The 22,332-nt window shown below is 71.4% G+C and carries 11 protein-coding genes and 1 pseudogene; 9 read left to right on the top strand and 3 right to left on the bottom strand.

All coding sequences use genetic code 11. The annotated features are described in order from the left end of the window. From AC07OZ_RS29405 to AC07OZ_RS29370, 8 genes and pseudogenes are all read left to right on the top strand, one after another. Positions 1–506, top strand: a 506-nt coding sequence (locus tag AC07OZ_RS29405) for a hypothetical protein (protein WP_495470561.1), incomplete at its 5' end; no start/stop codon positions are given. Between the two features lie 26 nt (positions 507–532). Continuing rightward, entirely contained in the window at positions 533–1,741 is a 1,209-nt protein-coding gene (locus AC07OZ_RS29400) for a response regulator (protein WP_495470564.1), read from the top strand. Continuing rightward, a complete protein-coding gene (locus tag AC07OZ_RS29395; RefSeq protein WP_495470560.1) occupies positions 1,741–5,142 on the top strand; it encodes a response regulator in 3,402 nt (1,133 codons plus the stop codon). The genes AC07OZ_RS29400 and AC07OZ_RS29395 overlap by 1 nt, the downstream gene beginning before the upstream one ends. Further along, positions 5,139–9,224: a response regulator gene (locus AC07OZ_RS29390; RefSeq protein ID WP_495470559.1), complete on the top strand. Its 4,086-nt coding sequence runs from the start codon at positions 5,139–5,141 to the stop codon at positions 9,222–9,224. Before AC07OZ_RS29395 ends, AC07OZ_RS29390 begins: the two co-directional genes overlap by 4 nt. Next, a pseudogene (locus tag AC07OZ_RS29385) lies at positions 9,221–9,664 on the top strand (response regulator); the annotation flags it as partial. The gene AC07OZ_RS29390 and the pseudogene AC07OZ_RS29385, both read left to right, overlap by 4 nt. A gap of 147 nt (positions 9,665–9,811) precedes the next feature. Then, positions 9,812–10,798, top strand: coding sequence for a S1C family serine protease (locus AC07OZ_RS29380; protein ID WP_495470558.1), 987 nt, complete (start codon positions 9,812–9,814; stop codon positions 10,796–10,798). Between the two features lie 82 nt (positions 10,799–10,880). Then, positions 10,881–11,894: an LLM class flavin-dependent oxidoreductase gene (locus AC07OZ_RS29375; protein WP_495470557.1), complete on the top strand. Its 1,014-nt coding sequence runs from the start codon at positions 10,881–10,883 to the stop codon at positions 11,892–11,894. Between the two features lie 163 nt (positions 11,895–12,057). Beyond that, positions 12,058–13,488, top strand: coding sequence for a type II secretion system protein (locus AC07OZ_RS29370; protein ID WP_495470556.1), 1,431 nt, complete (start codon positions 12,058–12,060; stop codon positions 13,486–13,488). Positions 13,489–13,504: 16 nt separating this feature from the next. Here the strand turns inward: AC07OZ_RS29370 and purL are convergent, their stop codons facing one another. Continuing rightward, positions 13,505–17,533: a phosphoribosylformylglycinamidine synthase gene (purL, locus tag AC07OZ_RS29365; RefSeq protein WP_495470555.1), complete on the bottom strand. Its 4,029-nt coding sequence runs from the start codon at positions 17,531–17,533 to the stop codon at positions 13,505–13,507. A 97-nt stretch (positions 17,534–17,630) separates the two neighbouring features. Next, positions 17,631–17,942: a hypothetical protein gene (locus tag AC07OZ_RS29360; RefSeq protein ID WP_495470554.1), complete on the bottom strand. Its 312-nt coding sequence runs from the start codon at positions 17,940–17,942 to the stop codon at positions 17,631–17,633. Between the two features lie 283 nt (positions 17,943–18,225). Here AC07OZ_RS29360 and fusA point away from each other — a divergent pair, with 283 nt between their 5' ends. After that, entirely contained in the window at positions 18,226–20,328 is a 2,103-nt protein-coding gene (gene fusA, locus AC07OZ_RS29355; protein ID WP_495470553.1) for an elongation factor G, read from the top strand. Positions 20,329–20,408: 80 nt separating this feature from the next. Here the strand turns inward: fusA and AC07OZ_RS29350 are convergent, their stop codons facing one another. Beyond that, positions 20,409–22,142 carry an aspartyl protease family protein gene (locus AC07OZ_RS29350; RefSeq protein ID WP_495470552.1) on the bottom strand — a complete coding sequence of 578 codons (1,734 nt, stop codon included), beginning with the start codon at positions 22,140–22,142 and terminating at the stop codon, positions 20,409–20,411. Positions 22,143–22,332 lie beyond the last annotated feature (190 nt).

The following is a 22,332-nucleotide window of genomic DNA, read 5'->3' as shown; positions in this document are numbered from 1 at the left end:
CGCTCGAACAGGCCTGCTCGCAGCGCGCCTCCGCCGCCGAGCGCGAACCCTTGCTGATCCGCGCGCAGTCGCTGCTGGCGACCTTGCTGGTGTCGCTGGGCCGGCACCTCGCGCGCGAGGCGATGACGCAGGCGGCACCCGATTCGTGGTCGCCGCCGCCATCGTCGTCGTCGTCATCGTCGCCATCGTCATCGTCATCGTCGCCATCGCCGCCGCCACCCGCCCTGTCCGGGAGCGGCGCCCCGCCGGTCCTCGACGACGCCTCGCGCGAGCGCCTGGACGCGCTGCTGGCGCGCCTGACCGCGCTGCTGCGGGACAGCGACTCCGCGGCCACCGACGCGGCGCAGGAACTGTCCGCGCTGCTCGACCGCCTGCCGCTGCCGACCGCCCGGGCCCGGCTGCTGCGCCGCGCGGCGGACTCCGCGGCCCGCTTCGACTTCGACGGCGCGCTCGACTGGCTGCAAGACGACCAACGCACCGCCTCCTCGTCCGGGAGACCCGCATGAGCGATCCCTTCTCCCCCGCCCGCGCCATGACCCCGGCGGATGCCGCCTCGGATCCCACCGACGGCGCCACCGTGCTGGTCGTCGACGACACGCCCGACAACCTGCTGCTGATGAGCGAACTGCTGCGCGACCGCTACCGCGTGAAGATCGCGAACCACGGCGAGAAGGCCCTGGCCATCGCGGGCGCCGAGCCCCGGCCCGACCTGATCCTGCTCGACGTCATGATGCCCGGCATGGACGGCCACGACGTCTGCCGGCGCCTGAAGGCCGACCCGGACACGCGCGACGTGCCGGTGATCTTCCTGACGGCGAAGTCCGACGTCGCCGACGAGACCCGCGGGCTGTCGCTGGGCGCCGTCGACTACATCACCAAGCCGATCAGCCCGCCGATCGTGATGGCGCGCGTGCGCACGCATCTGCAGCTCAAGGCGAGCGCCGATTTCCTGCGCGACAAGGCGGTCTACCTCGAGGCCGAGGTGGCCCGCCGCAGCGAGGAACTGGCCGCCATCCAGGACGTCACCATCCTGGCGATGGCCTCGCTGGCCGAGACCCGCGACAGCGACACCGGCAACCACATCCGGCGCACCCAGCACTACGTGCGGGCGCTGGCCGAGGCGTTGCGCGAGCACCCGCGCTGCCGCGAGCTGCGCGCGCCGGGCTTCATCGCCACGCTGTTCAAGTCGGCCCCGCTGCACGACATCGGCAAGATCGGCATCCCCGACCGCATCCTGCTCAAGCCGGGCCGCTTCACGCCGGAGGAGTTCGAGGTCATGAAGTCGCATCCGGCGCTCGGACGCGACGCCATCGAGCAGGCCGAGGCGCAGCTCGGCACGCCGGTGGCTTTCCTGTCGACGGCCAAGGACATCGCCTACTGCCACCAGGAGAAGTGGGACGGCTCCGGTTACCCGCAGGGCCTGCGGGGCGAGGCGATCCCGCTGTCCGCGCGGCTGATGGCGCTGGCGGACGTCTACGACGCGCTGATCAGCCGGCGCGTCTACAAGGAAGGCATGGCGCACGAGCAGGCGGCGGCGATCATCGCCGAGGGCGCCGGCACGCACTTCGATCCGGACGTCGTCGAGGCCTTCCTGCGCATCCAGCCAGAGTTCCAGTCGATCGCGCGGCGCTTCGCCGACGACGACGCGTCGCTCGCGCGCAAGCGGGCCTGGATGGAGACGGTCAGCCCGCCCGACCTCGCGCTCGAAGTCACGCCGCCGGCCACCCACCGGGATCGCTGATGTCCCCGACGACCGATCGGAGCCGGCCCGTCTGGCGCGATCGATCCGCGCTCGCGTGGGGCATCGCCGCCCTCGTCGCGATCGCGGCGGGCGGGGCGCTGAGCACCGCGCATCGCTGGGTCCTCGAGCTGGACCGGCACCGCGCCCTGCAGTCGGCCACCGACCGCGAAGGTGTCTCCCTGGTCCAGCGCACCCTGTCGGGCCAGGACATGGGCGCCGTCGAGCTGAGCGGCCGGATCGACCCGCTCGTCAAGACGATGACGCTGGAGACCGACCCCGAACGGGCGCGCCTGATGCGTCCCGGCGAGGCGCACCTGCGGGCCGTCGCCGAGACGCTGTCCAGCGCCGGCGTCATCGTGCTCAACGGCGCCGGCATCGTGGTGGCGGAATGGGGACCGGACCCGACGGAGCGCTTCATCGGCCGCGACCTGTCGTTCCGCCCGTACGTCCGGCAGGCGCTGAACGGGCGGCCGTCGGTCTACACGGGACTGGGTCCCGACCTGCGGACCCGCACGCTGCTGTTCAGCGCGCCGGTCCTGGCGAGCCGCGAATCCACCGGCGCCGTCATCGGCGCGATGGTCGCGCGCAAGTCGTCGGCGGTGCTGGACCGCTTCTTCGACGCGCGGGGCCATGCCGGCGGACTGCTGATCTCGCCGCAGGGCGTGGTCTTCGCGGCGAGCCGGCCCGACTGGGCGCTGGCCCTGGTGGGCCCGGCCACCCGGGAGCGCGCCGCGCGGCTGACGGCGACGCAGCGTTTCGCGGGGCTCTTCGTGGACCCGGCCCGGACGCGCGTGCTGCCCTTCGACCCCCTCGACGGCGCGGTGGTCGAGGTCGACGGCCGGCGCCTGGCCGCCGCTGCGACGACGATCGAGTGGAACGACCCGGACGGCCCCTGGCGCCTGGTGCTGCTGGACGACCTCTCCGCGACATGGACCGCGCGGCAGCAACTGGCGGTGGCAGCCCTGGCCGCGGCGCTCCTGCTGGGGGGCTACGCGCTGACGCGGCAGATCGCGGCCCATCGCCGTGAGCGCGAGCGCCACGCCGCGGCGATGGCCGCCCGCGCCGAGGCGGTCCGCGCCATGTTCCGCATCGCGCCCATCGGGGTCTGCCTGATCGTCAACGGCCGGATCGAGTTCCTCAATCCGGTGCTGGCCGAGCAACTGGGACTGCGCCTGTTCCAGGAGTGGCCGCGCCGCTACGCCGACGACGCCAGCCGCGCGCTGGTCGACACGGTGCTGCGCGAGCGGCGCCGCGCGTTCGACGCCGAGGTCCGCCTGGTCGGTGCCGGCGGCGGGACGCGCGCCTACGTGCTTTCGTCCATGCCCTTCGACTACGAGGGCGACAAACCCGGCGTGGTGCTGTGGCTGGTGGACATCACCCGGCGCCAGGAGGCCGCGCGCGAGGCGCGGCGGGCGATGGAGGCGGCCCGGGACGCGGCGCGCGCCAAGTCCAGCTTCCTGGCCGGCATGAGCCACGAGATCCGTTCGCCGATGAACGTCATCGTCGGCATGTCCGACCTCGCGCTGCAGACCGGCCTGGACGCGCGCCAGCGCAACTACCTTGAGAAGGTGAACGGCGCGGCGCTCAGCCTGCTCGACCTGATCGACGACATCCTGGACTTCAGCAGCATCGAGTCCGGCCGGATCGCGCTGGAGCGGGTGCCCTTCCAGCTCGACGGGGTGCTGGACCGCCTCATCGACCTGATCGGTCTGCGCGCTGAGGACAAGGGCGTGGAACTGCTGATCCACCGTCCCGCCGACGTCCCCGACGCGTTGATCGGCGATCCGATGCGGCTCGGCCAGGTGCTGATCAACCTGGGCGCCAACGCCGTGAAATTCACGGACAGCGGCGAGGTCATCGTCGCCGTGGAACGCGTGCCGGCGGGCGCGGCCGGCGCGGGGACCGGGACCGGGACCGGGACCGATGGCGATGTCGATGTCGATGGCAAGGACGACGAGGTCGAGCTGCGCTTCAGCGTCACCGATTCGGGCATCGGCATGACGGAGGCGACGATCTCGCGGCTGTTCCACAGTTTCCACCAGGCCGACACGTCGACGACGCGCCAGTACGGCGGCAGCGGGCTGGGCCTGGCGGTCAGCCGCCAGCTGGTCGAGATGATGGGCGGCCGCATCCAGGTCACGTCCCGCCCGGGCGAGGGCTCGACCTTCTCCTTCACCGTGCGGCTCGGTCTGCGCCGGGGGGCGCTCGCGACGGCCACGCGGGCCACGGCGGCGATGGCCGACCTGTCGCGGCTGCGCGTGCTGGTGGCCGATGACAACCGCGCCGCGCGCGAGATCCTCGGCGCCTTGTGCGCGGGCTTCGGCATGCGCGTGGACACGGCCGTCAACGGCGCGAACGCCGCGCAATGCGTGCTGGAGGCCGAGGCCGGCAAGCGACCCTACGACCTGGTGCTGATGGACTGGCAGATGCCCGTGCTGGACGGCCTCGAGGCGACGCGGCTGATCGCGGCGGGGAGGCTCGCCTCGCCGCCGGCGATCCTGCTGGTCACCGCCTTCGGCCGCGATGCCACGCTCGCCGCCGCGCTGGTCGACGCGGACCCGCGCCACCGGCCGCAGTTGCTGAGCAAGCCGGTCACCGCCTCGACGCTGCTGTCGGCCATCGGCGAGGCCACCGGGCAGGCGCAGGTGCGCACGCTCGCGTCCCCGCGGCGCGGCATCGCGACGCGCGCGGCGATGGCGCGGCTGACCGGGACGCGGCTGCTGGTCGTCGAGGACGATCCGGTCAGCCGGGAGCTGGGCGCCGAGCTGCTGCGCGCCGCCGGCCTGGACGTGACGCTGGCGCCGGACGGCCAGGCCGCGCTCGACCTGCTGGCGCTTCCGGATCCGGGCATCGACGCGGTGCTGATGGATTGCCAGATGCCGAGGATGGACGGCTTCGAGACCACGCGCCGCCTGCGCCAGGACCCGCGCTGGCGCGATCTGCCCGTCATCGCGCTGACGGCCAGCGCGACGCTGGAGGCGCGCGAACGTCTCGCCGCCGCCGGCATGAACGGCTGGCTGAGCAAGCCGCTGAGCGTGGACCGCCTCTTCGAGGTGCTGGCGCATTTCTCGCGCGGCGGGATGCCGGATCCGTCGGCGGTCGCCGGCGAGGGCGCGACGCCGGGGGCTGAGGCCTCCGCGGACGGCTCGGCGGACACCTCGACGGACGCCGACCTGGACGCGCTGCTGACGCGCCTGAGCCAACTGCTCCAGGGCAGCGACGCGGCGGCCGTCGAGATCGGCCGCTCGCTGGCGGAGACGATCGCCCGGCGGCCGCCCCCGCCGGCCCGCGCCCGTCTGCTGCGCCGCGTCGCCGCAGCGGCCTCGGGCTTCCGTTTCGACGAAGCGCTGGCGCTGCTGAGCTGGGACGCCGGCACGCCGGCCGGAGGGCCGCCGACATGACGCGCGCGGCGATCCTGCCGGCACGTCATGCGGCCGCCACGGGAGTCGCCGCGTGGGCCGCCGCCAGGGTCGTCCAGGGGACCGCCGCGCGGGTCGCCGCCTGGGTGGTCGCGGCGGCGCTGTCGCTGCTCGCCGGCGCGCTGATCGCCGGGCAGGCGCGGCAGGTCCTCGACGAGCGGTTCCGCGACCGGATGGCGGCCGCGATCGACCGCGAAGTCCTGCTCTTCCGCGGCCTCACGGAAGAGAGCAAGGCGATGGGCGCGCTGCGGCTGGCGGGCCGCATGGATCCCGACCTGAAGAAGGCCGCGCGGCAGACCGATCTCCAGGCGGCGCTGCGCATGCGGCCGGCCGCCGACGTGCTGTCCGCGATGAACGACCAGCTCGGCGCGGACGTCAGCTTCGTGACCAACCGCGACGGCATGATCGTCGGCGAATGGAACCGCGGCCTGCAGCGGTCGCCCATGGGCATGGACCTCAGCCACCGCGAGTATTTCCGCGAGTCCATGGCCGGCCGCGTCGCCGTCTCGATGGCGGTCAGCCAGGCCACGGCGCGCCGGGCCCTCTACCTGAGCGCGCCAGTCTTCCAGGACGTCGACGCGCGGGGGCCGGTGATCGGCGTCGTCGCCACGCAGTTCTACGGTCCGTCGCTGGACCGCTTCCTGACCGCGCACGAAGACATGAACTCGCTGATCCTGTCGCCCGAGGGCGTGGTGATGGCGTCGACCCGCCCCGAGTGGGCGTTGATGCTCGCGGGTGTCGCGTCGCCCGGGCGCAGCCGGCGCCTGACCGAGGGGCAGCGCTACGGACGCCAGTTCGAGGACCCGGCCCGCGCGGCCGTGCTTCCCTTCGATCCTGGCGCGAGCGACGCGGTGATCGACGGGCACCCGCAGGCGCTGGTGGCGCGCGACCTGGGCTGGCGCGACAGCGCCGGCCCGTGGCGGATGGTCGTCGTCGCCGATCTCTCGAGCGCGCTCAGCGGACCGGCGCAGGCGGGCATCGGCCTGCTGTCCGCGCTGCTGTGCTTCGCCGCGCTCGCCGCGTTGCTGCGCGGCCTCTCGCTGCGCGCCGCGCGGCACGCGCAGGAGACGGCGCTCCTGCGCCAGGGCGAACGCTTCATGGCCCTCATCGAGCACACGCCCACCGGCATCGGGCTGATCTCGGACGGCGTGGTGGGCATCGCCAATCCGGCGCTGCGGCGCCTGGTCGACGTCGAGATCGGCCAGCCCTGGCCCGACGTCTACGCGGACGACGTCAGCCGCGCGCGTGCCCGGGCGCAGCTGGACAACGGCAACGGCAGCGAAGTCGAACTGCAGATCGTCGATCCCGAGGGCGCGCGCCACGCCTGCCTGGCGGCGTTCCTGCCGGTGGCCTTCGGCCACTCGGGCACGCTGATCTGGCTGACGGACCTGACCGACCGCCTGTCCGCCGAGAACGAGATCCGCGCGGCGCGCGAATCCGCGGAGACCACCACCCGCGCCAAGGCCGACTTCTTCGCCAACATGAGCCACGAGTTGCGCACGCCGATGAACGCGATCATCGGCATGGCCGAGCTGGCGCTGCAGACCGAACTCGACGCGCGCCAGCGCAACTATGTGGACAAGACCTGCCGTGCCGCGGAGACCCTGCTCGGCGTGATCGACGACATCCTCGATTTCAGCCGCATCGAGGCCGGCCGGCTGACGCTCGAGCACATCCCGTTCGAGCTCGACGACGTGCTGGCGCACCTGGTGCAGGTCGTCGGTCTCGGCCTGGAGGAGAAAGGCGTGGAGCTTCTGTTGAGCGTGCCGGCCGGCTTGCCGGCGACGCTGGTCGGCGATCCGTTCCGCCTCGGCCAGGTGCTGGCCCACGTCGCCAAGCATGCGGCGCGGCGCAGCGAGCAGGACGAGGTTGTGGTGGCCGTGGCCGCCGTGATGGAAGAGGACCGCCTGACCGCCGGCGATCGTGGCATCGGCGATCAAGGTGTCGACATCGACGACGGTGCCGACGACATCGATGGCATCGACCCTCCCGAGCACGACGCGCGCGACGGCATCGACGACACCGGCATCCTGCTGCGCTTCAGCATCCGCGACAGCGGTCCCGCGCTGTCGCCCCCGGAGCTGGCGCGGCTGGGCCGGGGGCCGGCGGAAGGCGACGCGGACACCCCCGATCGCGGCGATCTGGCGCTGGCCGTGTGCCGGATGCTGGTGGAGATGATGGGCGGGACGCTGAGCGTGGACTCGATGCCCGGCGCGGGCCTGACGCTGCACTTCACGGTGCGGCTGGGCATCGGCGCGCGCGAGGACGGCGACGAGGTCCATGAGGCCCACGAAGCCCACGAAGCCCATGAAGGCGGGCAGGCCGGCGGGCGGCCGGCGGCGCTCCACGGCCGCGTGCTGATCGTCGACGACAACCGCGTCGCCCGCGAGGTCCTGGCCGCGCTCTGCCAAGGCCTGGGCCTGCAGGCCGAGCAGGCTGCCGACGGCGCGCGCGCCGTGCGGGCGGTGCACGCGGCCGCGCGGGAGCACCGCCCGTTCGACTGGGTGCTGATGGACTGGAAGATGGCGGAGATGGACGGCGTGGCCGCGGCGGCCCGGCTCTTCGAGGAAGCGGTCCCCGTGCCGCGCATCGTGATGGTGACCGCCTTCGGCAATGACGACGCGCTGTACGAGGCGATGACGGCGCTGCCGATCACGCCGCCGCTGCCCGTGCTCGGCAAGCCGGTGACGGCTGCCGCGCTGCGGGGCGCCCTCGGGGCGTTGGACGGCTCGCGCCCAGGAAACACTCACTCGGGCGCTCACCCGGGCGCGCATCCGCACGCGCAAGCCCGCCGCGCCGCCACGAAGGCGACGATGCAGGCCCTGGCCGGCGCGCGGCTGCTGGTCGTGGAGGACAACCCGGTCAACCAGGAGCTCGCCCAGGAGCTGCTGACCAACGCCGGCATCGCGGTGACCCTCGCGGGCAACGGCGCGATCGCGCTGGAGCGGCTGCGGCAGTCGCCGGACGGCTTCGACGGGGTGCTGATGGACTGCCAGATGCCGGTGATGGACGGCTACGACGCCACGCGTCAGTTGCGCCAGGACGCCCGCTGGCGCGAGCTGCCCGTCATCGCGCTGACGGCCAACGCCACCGGCGCCGACCGCGCGCGCATCCTGGCCACCGGCATGAACGACCACGTCGCCAAGCCGCTGAACGTCGACACGCTGTTCGAGGTCCTCGCGCGCTGGATCCTCCCCGCCGGGGGCGCGGCCATGGCGGCGGCCGCGCGGCCCCGTACGACGGCGGTGCCGCCGCTGTCCGCCGCCGTTCCCCCGCCCGACATGCTGTCCGCGCCGTCTGCGTCCTCCAGGCTCCGCGGATCGCGGCCGGTCACCCCGGCGCTGCCCGTCGTCGACGGCCTCGAGGCGCGCTCCGGCCTGGCCGCGGCCGCGAACAACGCCGTGCTCTACCTGCGCCTGCTGAAGGTCTTCCTCCATTCCCAGCAGGAGACCGGCGCGCGGCTGGCCGAGGCGGCCGCGTCGGACCACGCGCACGCGCTGGAACAGATCGCCCATTCGCTGCGGGGCTCGTCCGCGACCATCGGCGCGCTGCCGTTGAGCGAGGCGGCCGCCGCGCTGGAGAGCGCCTGCCGCGCCCGGGCGCCGGCGGCCCGGCGGCGGGAGTTGGCGATGGCCCTGCGCGTCACGCTGGACCGCCTGCTGCACGCCCTGGGGCAGACCTTCGCGGACGGCACGCCGCCGCCGATGCCCGGTCCGCTGCAGGATCCGCTGCAGGATCCGCCGCGGCCGGCGGGCCTCCCGATGCTGGACGAACGCCTGGCGCGCCTGCGCCGCGAGCTGGGCGAGCACGACGCCGCGGCGGTGGACACCGCCGAGCGGCTCAAGGAGGAGATCGACCGGGGCGGGCATGGCCTGGACGACCGGCGCGCCACCGCCCTGCGCGAGGTCCTGGCGGCCGCGACGCGATTCGACTTCGAGACCGCGCGCCGCGGCCTGGACCAGGAGGCGGCCCGGGCTGAACAACCGCCCCACTCGACCCACATGCCGCCCGCGCCGCCCCCGCCGTCACCCGGCGCCCGATCGATGGAGGATCCCCAGCCATGAGCCTCTCCAACGGAGACCCGCGCCCGACGATCCTGATCGTGGACGATTCGCCCGAGGTCCTGTCGCAGCTGTACGAACTGCTCAAGGAGCGGCACCGCGTCAAGGTGGCGACCACCGGCGACCGCGCGCTGCGCATCGCGGCCGAGCCGCCGCGGCCCGACCTCATCCTGCTGGACGTGCTGATGCCCAGCATGGACGGCTACGAGCTCTGCCGCTGGCTCAAGGCGGACGCGGCCACGCGCGACATCCCGGTGCTCTTCCTCACGGCGCGCTCGGACCCCGCGGACGAGAGCCACGGGCTGTCGCTGGGCGCGGTGGACTACATCACCAAGCCGATCAGTCCGCCGATCCTGCTCGCGCGGGTGCGCACGCACCTGCAGCTCAAGGCCACCGCGGACGTGCTCCGCGAACGCGCCGCACACCTGGAAGCCGAAATCGCACGCTGGGCCGGCGCTCCGGACTGACGGAGCTTTGATAATCATCCGGTCTTTGGTGCTTTCGGCCTTGTCATGCACTTCCGGCTTCTGTCCGTCGTTCTCATCACGCTTCTCCTGGGGTCAGGCCTTGTCCAGGCCCAGCCTCGGCCGGTGACGCCGCGCGGTCCGCTCGACGCGCAGGAGCAGAACAACATCGCGGTGTTCCGCAAGGTGTCGCCGTCGGTCGTCCACATCACGACGCTGGCCCAGCAGCGCGACCTCTTCTCCCGGCACGTGACGGAGGTGCCCAGCGGCACCGGCAGCGGCTTCCTGTGGGACGAGCTGGGCCACATCGTCACCAACTTCCACGTGATCCGCGGCGCCTCGGCGGCGAAGGTCACGCTGTCGGACCAGAGCGCGTATGACGCCACGCTGGTCGGCGTCGATCCGGACCGCGACCTGGCCGTGCTGCGCATCGTCGCGCCGCGCGAGAAGCTGACCCCCGTGCCCATGGGCAGCAGCCGCGACCTGCTGGTCGGACAGACGGTCTATGCGATCGGCAATCCGTTCGGACTCGACCAGACGCTGACGCGCGGCATCGTCTCGGCGTTGAACCGCGAGATCGAATCGATGACGCAGCGCACGATCCGCGGCGCGATCCAGACCGACGCGGCGATCAACCCCGGCAACTCGGGCGGTCCGCTGCTGGACTCGGCAGGCCGGCTGATCGGCGTCAACACCTCCATCTTCAGCCCGAGCGGCGGCAGCAACGGCATCGGCTTCGCCATCCCCGCCGACGAGGTGAACCGCGTCGTGCCGCAACTGATCAAGCACGGCCGCGTGATCCGGCCCGCGCTGGGACTGACCGCCGGCAGCGAGCAGTTGCGCCAGGCGCTGCGTCTGCCCAAGGGCGTCGTGCTGATCGGCCTGCAGCCCGGCGGCGGCGCGCAGCGCGCGGGGCTGCAGCCGTTCATGCGCGGTCGCGACGGCCGCATCGTCGGCGGCGACGTCATCACCGCCGTCAACGGCAAGGCGGTGGCCGACCTCGACGACCTGCTCGGCGAACTCGAGGAACGCCAGGTCGGCGAGAAGGTCACGCTGACCGTCTGGAACGGCGGCAAGACGCGCCAGGTCCTGGCCCCGCTCACCAGCGACTGATCGCCGGGACCGGTCGCCTACCCCAATTCGCGATAACCCTCCCGGGACCCCGGTCCGGACGGCCCGCCTAGACTCGGCGCCCATGCAAGCCCGACTTTCGATCCTCGACCTCGCCTTCATCGTCGACGGCGGTTCCGCCGCCCAGGCGCTCCGCGAGAGCATGGCGCTGGCGCAGCACGCCGAGCGCCTCGGCTACACCCGCTACTGGGTCGCCGAACACCACAACATGGACGGCGTCGCCTCGTCCGCCACCGCCGTGCTGATCGGCCAGATCGCCGCGGCGACCTCGACGATACGCGTCGGCTCGGGCGGGATCATGCTGCCCAACCACGCGCCGCTGACGATCGCCGAACAGTTCGGCACGCTGGCCACGCTGTTCCCCGGCCGCATCGACCTGGGACTGGGCCGCGCGCCGGGCACCGACGGACCGACGATGCGCGCGCTGCGCCGCCACCTGGCCACCGCCCATGAGGACCGCTTCCCCGAGGACGTGCTGGAGCTGATCGGCTACCTCGCCCCCGCGCAGGAGGGTCAGGTCGTGCGCGCCGTGCCCGGCCAGGGCACCGAGGTGCCGGTCTGGCTGCTCGGCTCCAGCCTGTACGGCGCCCAGCTGGCCGCCTACCTGGGGCTGCCGTTCGCGTTCGCCTCGCATTTCGCACCGGCGATGCTGATGCAGGCGCTGGAGATCTACCGCGCCCAGTACCGGCCCAGCGCCCGGAACCCGGAGCCCTACGCGGCGGTCGGGCTCAACGTCGTCGTGGCCGACACCGATGCGCAGGCGCAGCGCCTGTTCACCTCCATCCAGCAGCGTTTCCTCGGCATGCAGCGCGGCCAGCGCGGCCTGCTGCCGCGGCCCATCGACAGCATGGACACGCTGTGGACCGCCGGCGAGAAGCTGGGCGTGGAGCGCATGTTGTCGGAGTCCATCGTCGGCTCGCCGCGCACGGTGCGCGAAGGGCTGCTGGCGACGCAGGAGCGCACCGGCGCGGACGAGTTCATCGTCGCCTGCGCGGTGCATGACCCGGCCGCGCGGCGGCGCTCGTACGAGCTGCTGGCAGGTATTGCCGCAGGTTCGGCCGCAGGCACCGCGGGCTGAATCCGGCGCCGGCGTGCGGCTGGCGCAGCGCGGTGACGGAGACAGGGGAGCCGCCTGCCGCGAATCGAGGAGCGCCGGCCGCGGGGCGCTCAACTTCGCGGATTGGCACGAACGCCGGGGATTGGGAGGATGACGGCCCTCACCCCCCAGGAGTTCCTCCCGCATGTCTGTCCGCGTCCGCTCCTTCTTCCCACCCTCCTCCGCCGGATCCGCGAGAGCCGCGAGAGCCGCGACACGGCAGACGGGCTTCAGCCTGATCGAAGTGACGATGGCGCTGGTGCTGCTGGGCGCGATGTCGCTCGGTGCGCTGCAGGTGCAGCAGTTCCAGCAGATCGTCGACAGCGGACGCCAGGCCGGGCTGCGGCTCGCCGCGCTGCGGGACGGTGCCGAGCGTTATGCGCGGGATCACGGGGCCACCCTGCTGGCGCTGAAGTCACGCACGGCCTGCGAGAAGATCGCCCTCTCGCGGACGTCCTCGGCGGGAACGCCGCCGCCCGGAGACTGCGCCCTGAAGCTCGACGGGAAGCCCGACGGCAAGACGCTGGCGGTCAACGCCTTCCAGCCGTCGATCGGTGAGCTGCAGGCGCTGGGCTACGTCAATCTCGACGACAGCCTGCCGTTCCCGCACGGGAACACGATCGTGGACGGCCGCACCGGCCAGGCCGCCGAGCCGCGATGGGCCGTGTCCGTGCTGTGCCACGCGAACTGCGACCCGGCAAAAGGCGGTGGTCCGATCTTCCGGGTCATGCTCTACAACACCCAGCCGTTCTTCGCGCAGGAGGATCTCCCCTTCGGCTACGGCGCCCAGTTGAAGGCGACGCTGCGGGCGCTCGGACCCGATGCGATGGTGTCCCTGCCGGGCGAGTCCCCGGAGACGGCGGTGACGCTCAGGGGCAAGGAGGCCGCCGCCGTCACCAATCCGCTGAAGGGCGACAGCCCCGACACCGGCGTTCCCGGCGTCGTGGCGTCGAATCAGCTGGTCTACGTGGACAAGGGTGCCCTCACCCCGGGCATCGCCTGCGGCGTCGCCACCGGCGCCAGCGGTCCCGGCGCCAGCGGCGCGACCTGCCGCGACGGCTCGGCGACGCCGACGCAGCGCTGGGATTTCAATGCCCAGCCGCTGGAGAACGTCGGTCGCCTGCAGGTCGTGGGCGACACCGCCATCGGCGGCCGGACCACCCTCCACAAGGACCTGCAGGTCGGCAGGAAGGACCACGGCGCCTGGCCGGCCCACGTCAGCGTGAACCGGGGGAACGTCGATCTCCACGAGGGCAAGCTGGTGGTGCATCGCGGCTACGGCGACTTCAGCGATCACCGGTCGCACGCGAACTCGCGGCTGGGCGGCATCCGGCTGCCGACGACGAATGGCCCGGGCCTGCCTTGCGATCCCGTCAGCAACGATCCCGATCAGGCCGGCGGCAACCTCGGCCTCTACTTCGATGGCAAGGCCATGCACGTGATGGTCTGCCGCCCGCGGCAGCTGTCGGCATTGGGCGGAGCCGCCAACCAGCGCCGGGTCTGGCAGATGGACGGCATCTGGACGCGCAGCGGCGACGCGCGAAGCGCGGACCGCGTGCAGCTGCCCCATCCCTGACGGTCAGGTCCGGGGCTTATCCCACCCACTTGCGCGCGTTGCGGAACATGCGCATCCACGGGCTGAACTCGCCGGCGTCGCCGCCGGTCCAGCTCATCTGGATGTTGCGGAACACGCGTTCCGGATGCGGCATCAGCGCGGTGAAGCGGCCGTCGGCCGTGGTCACCGCGGTCAGGCCTTGCGGGCTGCCGTTGGGGTTCAGCGGGTACTGCTCGGTCGGCTGGCCGTCGCCGTCGACGTAGCGCATCGCGCGCAGCACCTGGTCCGGGTTGCCGCGCTGCGAGAAGTCCGCGAAGCCCTCGCCGTGCGCGACCGCGATGGGCAGGCGGCTGCCGGCCATCCCGGTGAAGAAGATGCTCGGCGAGTCGACGATCTCGACCTGCGCCAGGCGGGCCTCGAACTGCTCGCTGCGGTTGCGCACGAACTTGGGCCAGTGCTGCGCGCCGGGGATCATCGGCGACAGCGCCGCCAGCATCTGGCAGCCGTTGCACACGCCCAGCGCGAAGCTGTCGGAGCGCGCGAAGAAGGCCTCGAAGGCCGCCTTCAGCACCGGGTTGAAGAGGATGGACCGCGCCCAGCCCTCGCCCGCGCCCAGCGTGTCGCCGTAGCTGAAGCCGCCGCAGGCGACGAAGCCCTTGAAGTCCTTCAGGTCGACCGCGCCGGCCTGCAGGTCGCTCATGTGCACGTCGTAGGCGTCGAAGCCGGCCTGCGCCATCGCATAGGCCATCTCGACATGCGAGTTGACGCCCTGCTCGCGCAGGATCGCGACCTTGGGGCGCACGCCGCTGGCGATCAGCGCGGCGGCGACGTCGTCCTTCACGTCGAAGCTGGGCGACCAGTGCAGGCCCTTGCCCGGCGTGCCCGCCAGCGTGTGTTCCTGGTCCGCGCAGGCGGGGTTGTCGCGCTCGCGGGCGATGCGCCACGAGACCTGGTCCCATTCCTGCTGCAGCTCGGCCAGCGGCGCGGCGAAGACCTTCTTCGCGTCGCGCCAGACTTCGGCCTGCTTCGTGTCGTTGGTCTTGCCGACGACGTGCGAGAGCTTGGACAGCCCGTGCGTGCGCAGCGTCTGCAGCACGGCGTCGCGGTCGCCGGTGGCGACCTGCAGCACGATGCCCAGTTCCTCGTTGAACAGCGCCTTCAGCGTCAGTTCTTCGCGGCGGGCGCTGACCTGCGAGGCCCAGTTCTTGGAGTCGCCCATCTCGGCGCGGCTGTCGCTGATGCCGTCGCCTTCGGTGACCAGCATGTCGACGTTCAGGCTCACGCCGCGCTGGCCGGCGAAGGCCATCTCCAGCGCCGCGGCGAACAGGCCGCCGTCGCTGCGGTCGTGGTACGCCAGCAGCTTGCCCTGACCGCGCAGGTCGTTCACGGCGGCCACCAGCGACTTCAGCAGCGCGGGATCGTCGAGGTCGGGGACCTCGGGGCCGAACTGGTTCAGCGTCTGCGCCAGGATGGAGCCACCCATGCGCATGCGGCCCTGGCCGAGGTCGACCAGGACGAGCGTCGTGTCGCCGTCGCGCAGCTGCGGCGTCAGCGTGCCCCGCACGTCCGCCAGCGAGGCGAAGGCGGTGATGATCAGCGAGACCGGCGCGGTGACCTGCTTCGTGGCGCCGTCGTCGCTCCAGCGCGTGCGCATCGACAGCGAATCCTTGCCCACCGGGATCGAGATGCCCAGCGCCGGGCACAGGTCCATGCCGACGGCCTTGACGGTGTCGTACAGCGCGGCGTCTTCACCCGGTTCGCCGCAGGCCGCCATCCAGTTGGCGGACAGCTTCACGCGCGACAGCTCGATGGGCGCGGCCAGCAGGTTGGTGATGGCCTCGGCGACGGCCATGCGGCCCGACGCGGGCGCGTCGACGGCGGCCAGCGGCGTGCGCTCGCCCATGCTCATCGCCTCGCCGGTGAAGCCCTTGAAGTCGGACAGCGTGACGGCGACGTCGGCCACCGGCAGTTGCCACGGGCCGACCATCTGGTCGCGGTGGTTCAGGCCGCCGACGGTGCGGTCGCCGATGGTGACCAGGAAGCGCTTGCTGGCCACCGTCGGGTGGCGCAGCACGGTGCGCGCGGCCACGCCCAGATCCACGCCGTCCAGCGTCAGCGCACCGCCCGAACGGGCCACGCGCGTCACGTCGCGGTGCATCTTCGGCGGCTTGCCCAGCAGCACGTCCATCGGCATGTCGATGGCGCGTTCGCCGTCGGTGCCGTCTTCCAGGACCAGCTCACGCTGCTCGGTCGTCACGCCGACGACGGCGAACGGGCAGCGCTCGCGCTCGGCCATCGCGGTGAAGAGTTCGAGGCTCTCCGGCGCGATCACCAGGACGTAGCGCTCCTGGCTCTCGTTGCACCAGATCTCCTTGGGCGCCAGGCCACTCTCTTCCAGCGGCACCTTGCGCAGGTCGAAGATCGCGCCGCGGCCCGCGTCGTTCACCAGTTCCGGGAAGGCGTTGGAGATGCCGCCCGCGCCGACGTCGTGCACGGCCAGGATGGGGTTGCGCTCGGCCAGGCCCCAGCAGTGGTTGAGGACTTCCTGCGCGCGGCGCTGGATCTCGGGGTTGCCGCGCTGGACCGAGTCGAAGTCCAGGTCGGCGGTGTTGGTGCCGGCGGCCATCGAGCTCGCCGCGCTGCCGCCCATGCCGATGCGCATGCCGGGACCGCCCAGCTGGATCAGCAGCGAGCCGGCCGGGAAGGCGATCTTCTTCGTCAGGTCCGCGCGGATCGCGCCGAGGCCGCCCGCGATCATGATCGGCTTGTGATACCCCCGGCGGATGCCGTCCACGTCCTGCTCGAAGACGCGGAAGTAGCCGCCCAGCGCGGGCCGGCCGAACTCGTTGTTGAAGGCGGCGCCGCCCAGCGGGCCCTCGGTCATGATCTGCAGCGCGCTGGCGATGTGCGCGGGCTTGCCGACCGGGTTCTTCTCCCAGGGCTCGGACAGGCCCGGCAGGTGCAGGTTGGAGACCGAGAAGCCGGTCAGGCCGGCCTTGGGCTTGGCGCCGCGGCCGGTCGCACCCTCGTCGCGGATCTCGCCGCCGGCGCCGGTGGAGGCTCCCGGATGCGGGGAGATCGCCGTCGGGTGGTTGTGCGTCTCGACCTTCATCAGCACGTGCGCGGTTTCGGCGCGGGCCTCGTACCGCGGCGCGCGGCGGTCGCCGGCGGCCATCCAGCGCTCGATCACGTGGCCTTCCATCACCGCCGCGTTGTCGGCGTAGGCGATCACCGTGTGCTGCGGGTGCAGCTTCTCGGTGTTGCGGATCATGCCGAACAGCGACAGCGGCTGCGCCTCGCCGTCGATGGTGAACTGGGCGTTGAAGATCTTGTGGCGGCAGTGCTCGCTGTTGGCCTGCGCGAACATCATCAGCTCGACATCGCTGGGGTCGCGGCCCAGCTTCGTGAAGGCGGCGACCAGGTAGTCGATCTCGTCGTCGGACAGCGCCAGGCCCCAGGCGCCGTTGGCCTCGTCCAGCGCGGCGCGGCCACGGGCCAGCACGTCGACGTGCGCGAGCGGCTGGGCCTGCTTCTCGTCGAACAGGTGGGCGCCGGCCTCGCGCGACAGCAGCACGCTTTCCGTCATGCGGTCATGCAGCAGGTCGGCGCAGGCAAGGATCTCGGCCTCGGTCAGCGCCTTGGCGCCCCCGGTCAGGCCGGCGGTCAGGCTGCTGAGCAGGCCGGACTTCAGCGTCAGGCGGAACTCGGTGACGCGTTCGACGCGGTGGATGGGCAGGCCGCAGTTGTGGGCGATGTCGGTGGCCTTGGAGGCCCAGGGGCTCAGCGTGCCCAGGCGCGGGGCGACGACGATCAGCGCGCCGTCCGATGCACCGTTCGACGGGCCTTCGTAGGCGTCGCCGTAGTTCAGCAGCGCGGCCAGCTTGCCGCTGCCGTCGGCATCGAGGGCGGTGTCGGTCCAGACCCAGTGGACGTGGCGCGCATGCACCGCGGCGATGCGGTCGCTGACGGCCTGCAGACGCGCCAGCAGCGCCGCGGCCCGGAAGGACGAGAGGGCATTGCCCCCCTCGAAGTGAATCAGATGCTTGGAGGAGGTGGTGCTGGCCATGGGGTCCCAGGGGGTTTGCGCCGCGCGCGCCGCGACGGTGAGCCCGCCATTCTAGCCAGCGCGGTCACGCGGCCCGGGTTTACCCCCTCCGGCCCCCTCAGCGGCAGTCGGTGAGGCGATCCAGCGCCACATGCATCTGCTGGTCGGACAGCTTGCCGCGCTGCGGCTGCACCCATGCGCCGGGTGTTCCGGTGGTCAGGGGTTTGACGGCCAGCACCTTGACCGGCTCCGGCTGCACGGGACGCTCGCGGTCCAGCGACCACCAGCCGTCCGGCACGGTGCAGGTCATGCCGACATCGACCGTGGCCGGCGCCGCGACGGCGCCGGTCGCATCGAAGGTCAGGGCGCACAGGCCCAGGAACGGCGCCAACAGGCGCAGACGTACATGCACACGCACACGCAACTTCACGGCAGCTCCCTACTACTCGTTCGAGTTACCCAATGTATGGATGTTTCATGACGTAATCGCCCGAACATTCCGGCATTCGCCCGTTTTCCTGCCCCTCATTCGTGGGGGTGACAGGGCGAGGGCAACGTGCAGGGCCGTGCCCCGCTCAGCCCCTGAGGCGCCGGGCTCTTCCGACCGGCGGATGGCGGGGGTCATGGCTTGTCGCTACATTGGTCGGTTCCCGGACCCGGCGTGCCTCCCATGAAGCTGGCGCGCGGGTCATCCATTGCCACTGGAGACCACCATGTCCCGCAAGACCCCCATCGAGCTCTACCGCAACATCGGCATCTCGGCGCACATCGACGCCGGCAAGACGACGACGACGGAGCGCATCCTGTTCTACACCGGGGTCAATCACAAGATCGGTGAAGTGCACGACGGCGCGGCGACGATGGACTGGATGGCGCAGGAGCAGGAACGCGGGATCACGATCACCTCGGCCGCGACGACCTGCTTCTGGAAGGGCATGGACCGCTCCTATCCGGAGCACCGCATCAACATCATCGACACCCCGGGGCACGTGGACTTCACCATCGAGGTGGAGCGTTCCATGCGCGTGCTGGACGGCGCGGTGATGGTGTACGACTCGGTCGGCGGCGTGCAGCCGCAGTCGGAGACGGTCTGGCGCCAGGCCAACAAGTACAAGGTGCCACGTCTTGCCTTCGTCAACAAGATGGACCGCGTGGGCGCGGACTTCTACCGCGTGCGCCAGATGATGGTGGACCGCCTCAAGGCCAACCCGGTGCCGGTGGTGCTGCCGATCGGCGCGGAGGAGCACTTCAAGGGCGTGATCGACCTGCTGAAGATGAAGGCCATCCTGTGGCACGACGCCACGCAGGGCATGACCTTCGATTACCAGGAGATCCCGCCCGAGCTGAAGGCCCAGGCCGACGAATGGCGCGAGAAGATGGTCGAGGCGGCGGCCGAGGCCGACGAGGAACTGATGAACAAGTACCTCGAGACCGGCGAGCTCGACGAGGCCGAGATCAAGCGTGCCATCCGCAAGCGCACGATCGCGGGCGAGATCCAGCCGATGCTGTGCGGCACGGCGTTCAAGAACAAGGGCGTGCAGCGGATGCTGGACGCGGTGATCGACTTCATGCCCTCGCCGGTGGACATCCCGCCGGTGCACGGCTTGGACGACGACGAGCAGGACACGACGCGCGCGGCCGACGACGGCGCGAAGTTCAGCGCCCTCGCCTTCAAGCTGATGACCGATCCGTATGTGGGCCAGCTGACCTTCGTGCGGGTGTACTCGGGCATCCTGAAATCGGGCGACTCGGTCTACAACCCGACGCGCGGAAAGAAGGAACGCATCGGCCGGATCCTGCAGATGCATGCCAACCAGCGCGAGGAGATCAAGGAGATCCTGGCCGGCGACATCGCCGCCTGCGTGGGCCTGAAGGACGTCACGACCGGCGAGACGCTGTGCGACCCCGAGGCCATCATCACACTGGAGCGGATGATCTTCCCGGAGCCGGTGATCTCGCAGGCGGTGGAACCGAAGACGAAGGCGGACCAGGAGAAGATGGGCATCGCGCTCGGACGCCTGGCGGCGGAGGATCCCTCCTTCCGCGTGCGCACGGACGAGGAATCGGGCCAGACCATCATCTCCGGCATGGGCGAGCTCCATCTGGAGATCATCGTGGACCGGATGAAGCGCGAGTTCAGCGTCGAGGCCAACGTCGGCAAGCCGCAGGTGGCCTATCGCGAGACGGTGCGCAAGGCGGTGACGGACGTGGAAGGCAAGTTCGTGCGCCAGTCCGGCGGCAAGGGCCAGTACGGGCACGTGGTGTTCTCGCTGGCGCCGCAGGAGCCGGGCAAGGGCTTCGAGTTCGTCGACGCGATCAAGGGCGGCGTGGTGCCGCGCGAGTTCATCCCGGCGGTGGAGAAAGGCGTCATCGACAGCCTGCCCAACGGCGTGCTGGCGGGGTATCCGGTGGTGGACGTGAAGGTCACGCTGACCTTCGGCTCGTACCACGACGTGGACTCCAACGAGAACGCGTTCAAGATGGCCGCGTCGCTGGGCTTCAAGGAAGCCTGCCGACGCGCCAGCCCGGTCATCCTCGAACCGATGATGGCCGTGGAAGTCGAAACGCCGGAAGACTATGCGGGTACGGTGATGGGCGATCTGTCCAGCCGCCGCGGCATGGTGCAAGGCATGGACGACATGATCGGTGGTGGGAAGATCATCAAGGCGGAAGTGCCGCTGTCGGAGATGTTCGGGTACTCGACCTCGCTGCGCTCCGCGACGCAGGGCCGCGCGACCTACACGATGGAGTTCAAGCACTACAGCGAAGCGCCGAAGAACGTCGCCGACGCGATCATGACTGCGAGAGCCAAATGACGCGACGCCTCGGCTGAGGCGTCATGACGAAGAACGGGCCGCAACAGCGGCCCGTTCTTCATGGTGCTTTCAACGCATGCTCAGGGAGCCGTCGGCAATCCGGACTCGCGGACCTGCTGGTCGATCTTGGGCTCGCTCCTGCGGGCGGCGTCGAGGTCCTGCTGCGCGCGATCGGTGTCGCCCTGCTGCTGCCAGGCCAGGCCGCGCCCGTACAGCGACCAGGCGTAGCCGGGCTTCAGCTGGATCGCCGTGTCGAAAGCGGCCTTGGCCCGCGGCAGGTCGCCCATGCGCAGCCGGGTCCAGCCCAGCGAGTCCTGGAAGGCGGCGTCCTTCGCGCTGATCTCGACGGCGCGCTCGCAGTCCTGCACGGCGATCGGCAGTTCCAGGTTGCGGGTCGTGCGCAGGAAGCAGCGCTCGTTGTAGGCGTTGCCCAGATTGACGTCGCGCCGATGGGTGCTGATCCACAGCTCCCATTGCCGGTGCGCCTCGGGCACCAGGCCCAGGGTTCCGTACATCAGGGCCATCCGGAAGCGCTGATGCGCGTCGCGGGGCAGACGGACGTCCAGAAGGGCCAGATCGGCGGCCGCCTCGTCGCGCTTGTTCAAGCGCGTATTGGCGCCCGCCTGCACCAGGACGGCGTCGTCGAGCCGGGGGTCGAGGCGCAGCGCCTCGTTGGCGTCCTTGATCGCGGCCTCGCGGTCGCCCATCGCCTGATGGATGCGCCCCCGCGTCAGGAACTGGCTCGCGACGTCCGGCTTCAGCGCGATCGCGCGATTCATGGCCTCCAAGGCCGCCGGGTACAGGCCAGCCTCGTAGGCGAGCGTGCCGCGGCTGGCCAGCGCCAGCGCATCCTCCTGCAGGGCCGGCGGTGCGGCCGCGAAACGCGCATCGAAGCGGTTCTCCGCGGCGCCCTGCCGCGGGGCGAAGACGGCACCGCCGTTCCAGGTCGCGTAGATCCTGCGCTGCAGGTAGGAGACGTAGATGCGGTGGGCGAGCATGTAGTCCACGCCCAGCGTCATGCCGAAGTCGCCGTCCCTGTCGATGTCCTCCACCGCCAGGCGCTGGTGGGTGATGCGCTCGCCGCCGAGCTGGAAGCTGTCGACGTCGGTCAGCCACTCACGGAAGCGCCCGGGCGGCTCGGCGGCCTGCAGGCGGCTCTCCGGGATCCCCGCCTTGCGGGCCGTGTTCCGGGACAGCGTGGAGTTCTGCGATCCCGTGGAGAGCATGGCCAGGGCCGGCGTGTCGTTGATGCTCACCGGCAGGCGGATCATGGTGTCGCGGTCGTCCCGCAGCGGGGCCATCGGCACCTCGATGAACGGCGCGTCGCCGGCCCAGTACGCGAGGCTGACCTTGTCGCAATCCCCCTGCGGGAAGACGAGCCGCACGACGCCGCGGGCGAGGTCGTATTCCGTGTCGCCGGCGGCGAGGATGTTGCGGCCCAGGATGCCCTGGAGTCCGAGGCCCGGCCGGGCGTCGGTCACGACGAAGCTCACGTTCCTCAGTTCCAGGCTGCCGAGCATGAGCCGGCTCACGACGGTCGTATGCGCCTCGAGGTTTTCGCCGTTCCCCGAAATGTGCTGCCCGAACGGCAGCATGGTCAGCGGCAGCTTCAGGACCTCGGCGACTTCGGGCGACAGCACCGAGTACTGGGCGCTGCTGCCCACCATCATCGGCACGTCCTGGCCGTTGATCTTGAGGTTGGCCACGACACGGTTCTGGGTGACGATCACCGGGAGGGTGGTCGGCTGCATCTTGCAGTCGGCGGCCCAGGCGGGCGCGGCCATCACGGTCAGCGCCGCAAGGACTGACCCCATCGTCGATCGCAGACGCGCGGTCACGAACCGCGGGCGTGCCTGCGCGGCCGCTTCATTTCTTTCTTGCAACTGGAACTCCCTCATTGGCGAGGCTGCGCCGAGCGCGCGCCCTGTCGTCGGTCCCGGGCTCTGCGGCCATCGGGATGCGGCACTCTACCGCAGGGCGGGTTCGTGTCGGCGCACGTTCCGC

The sequence above is a fragment of the Roseateles sp. GW821-FHT09G03 genome, from assembly GCF_059416045.1.
Note: the sequence above shows the minus strand (reverse complement) of the source record. Positions and strands in the feature narration are given on the sequence as shown.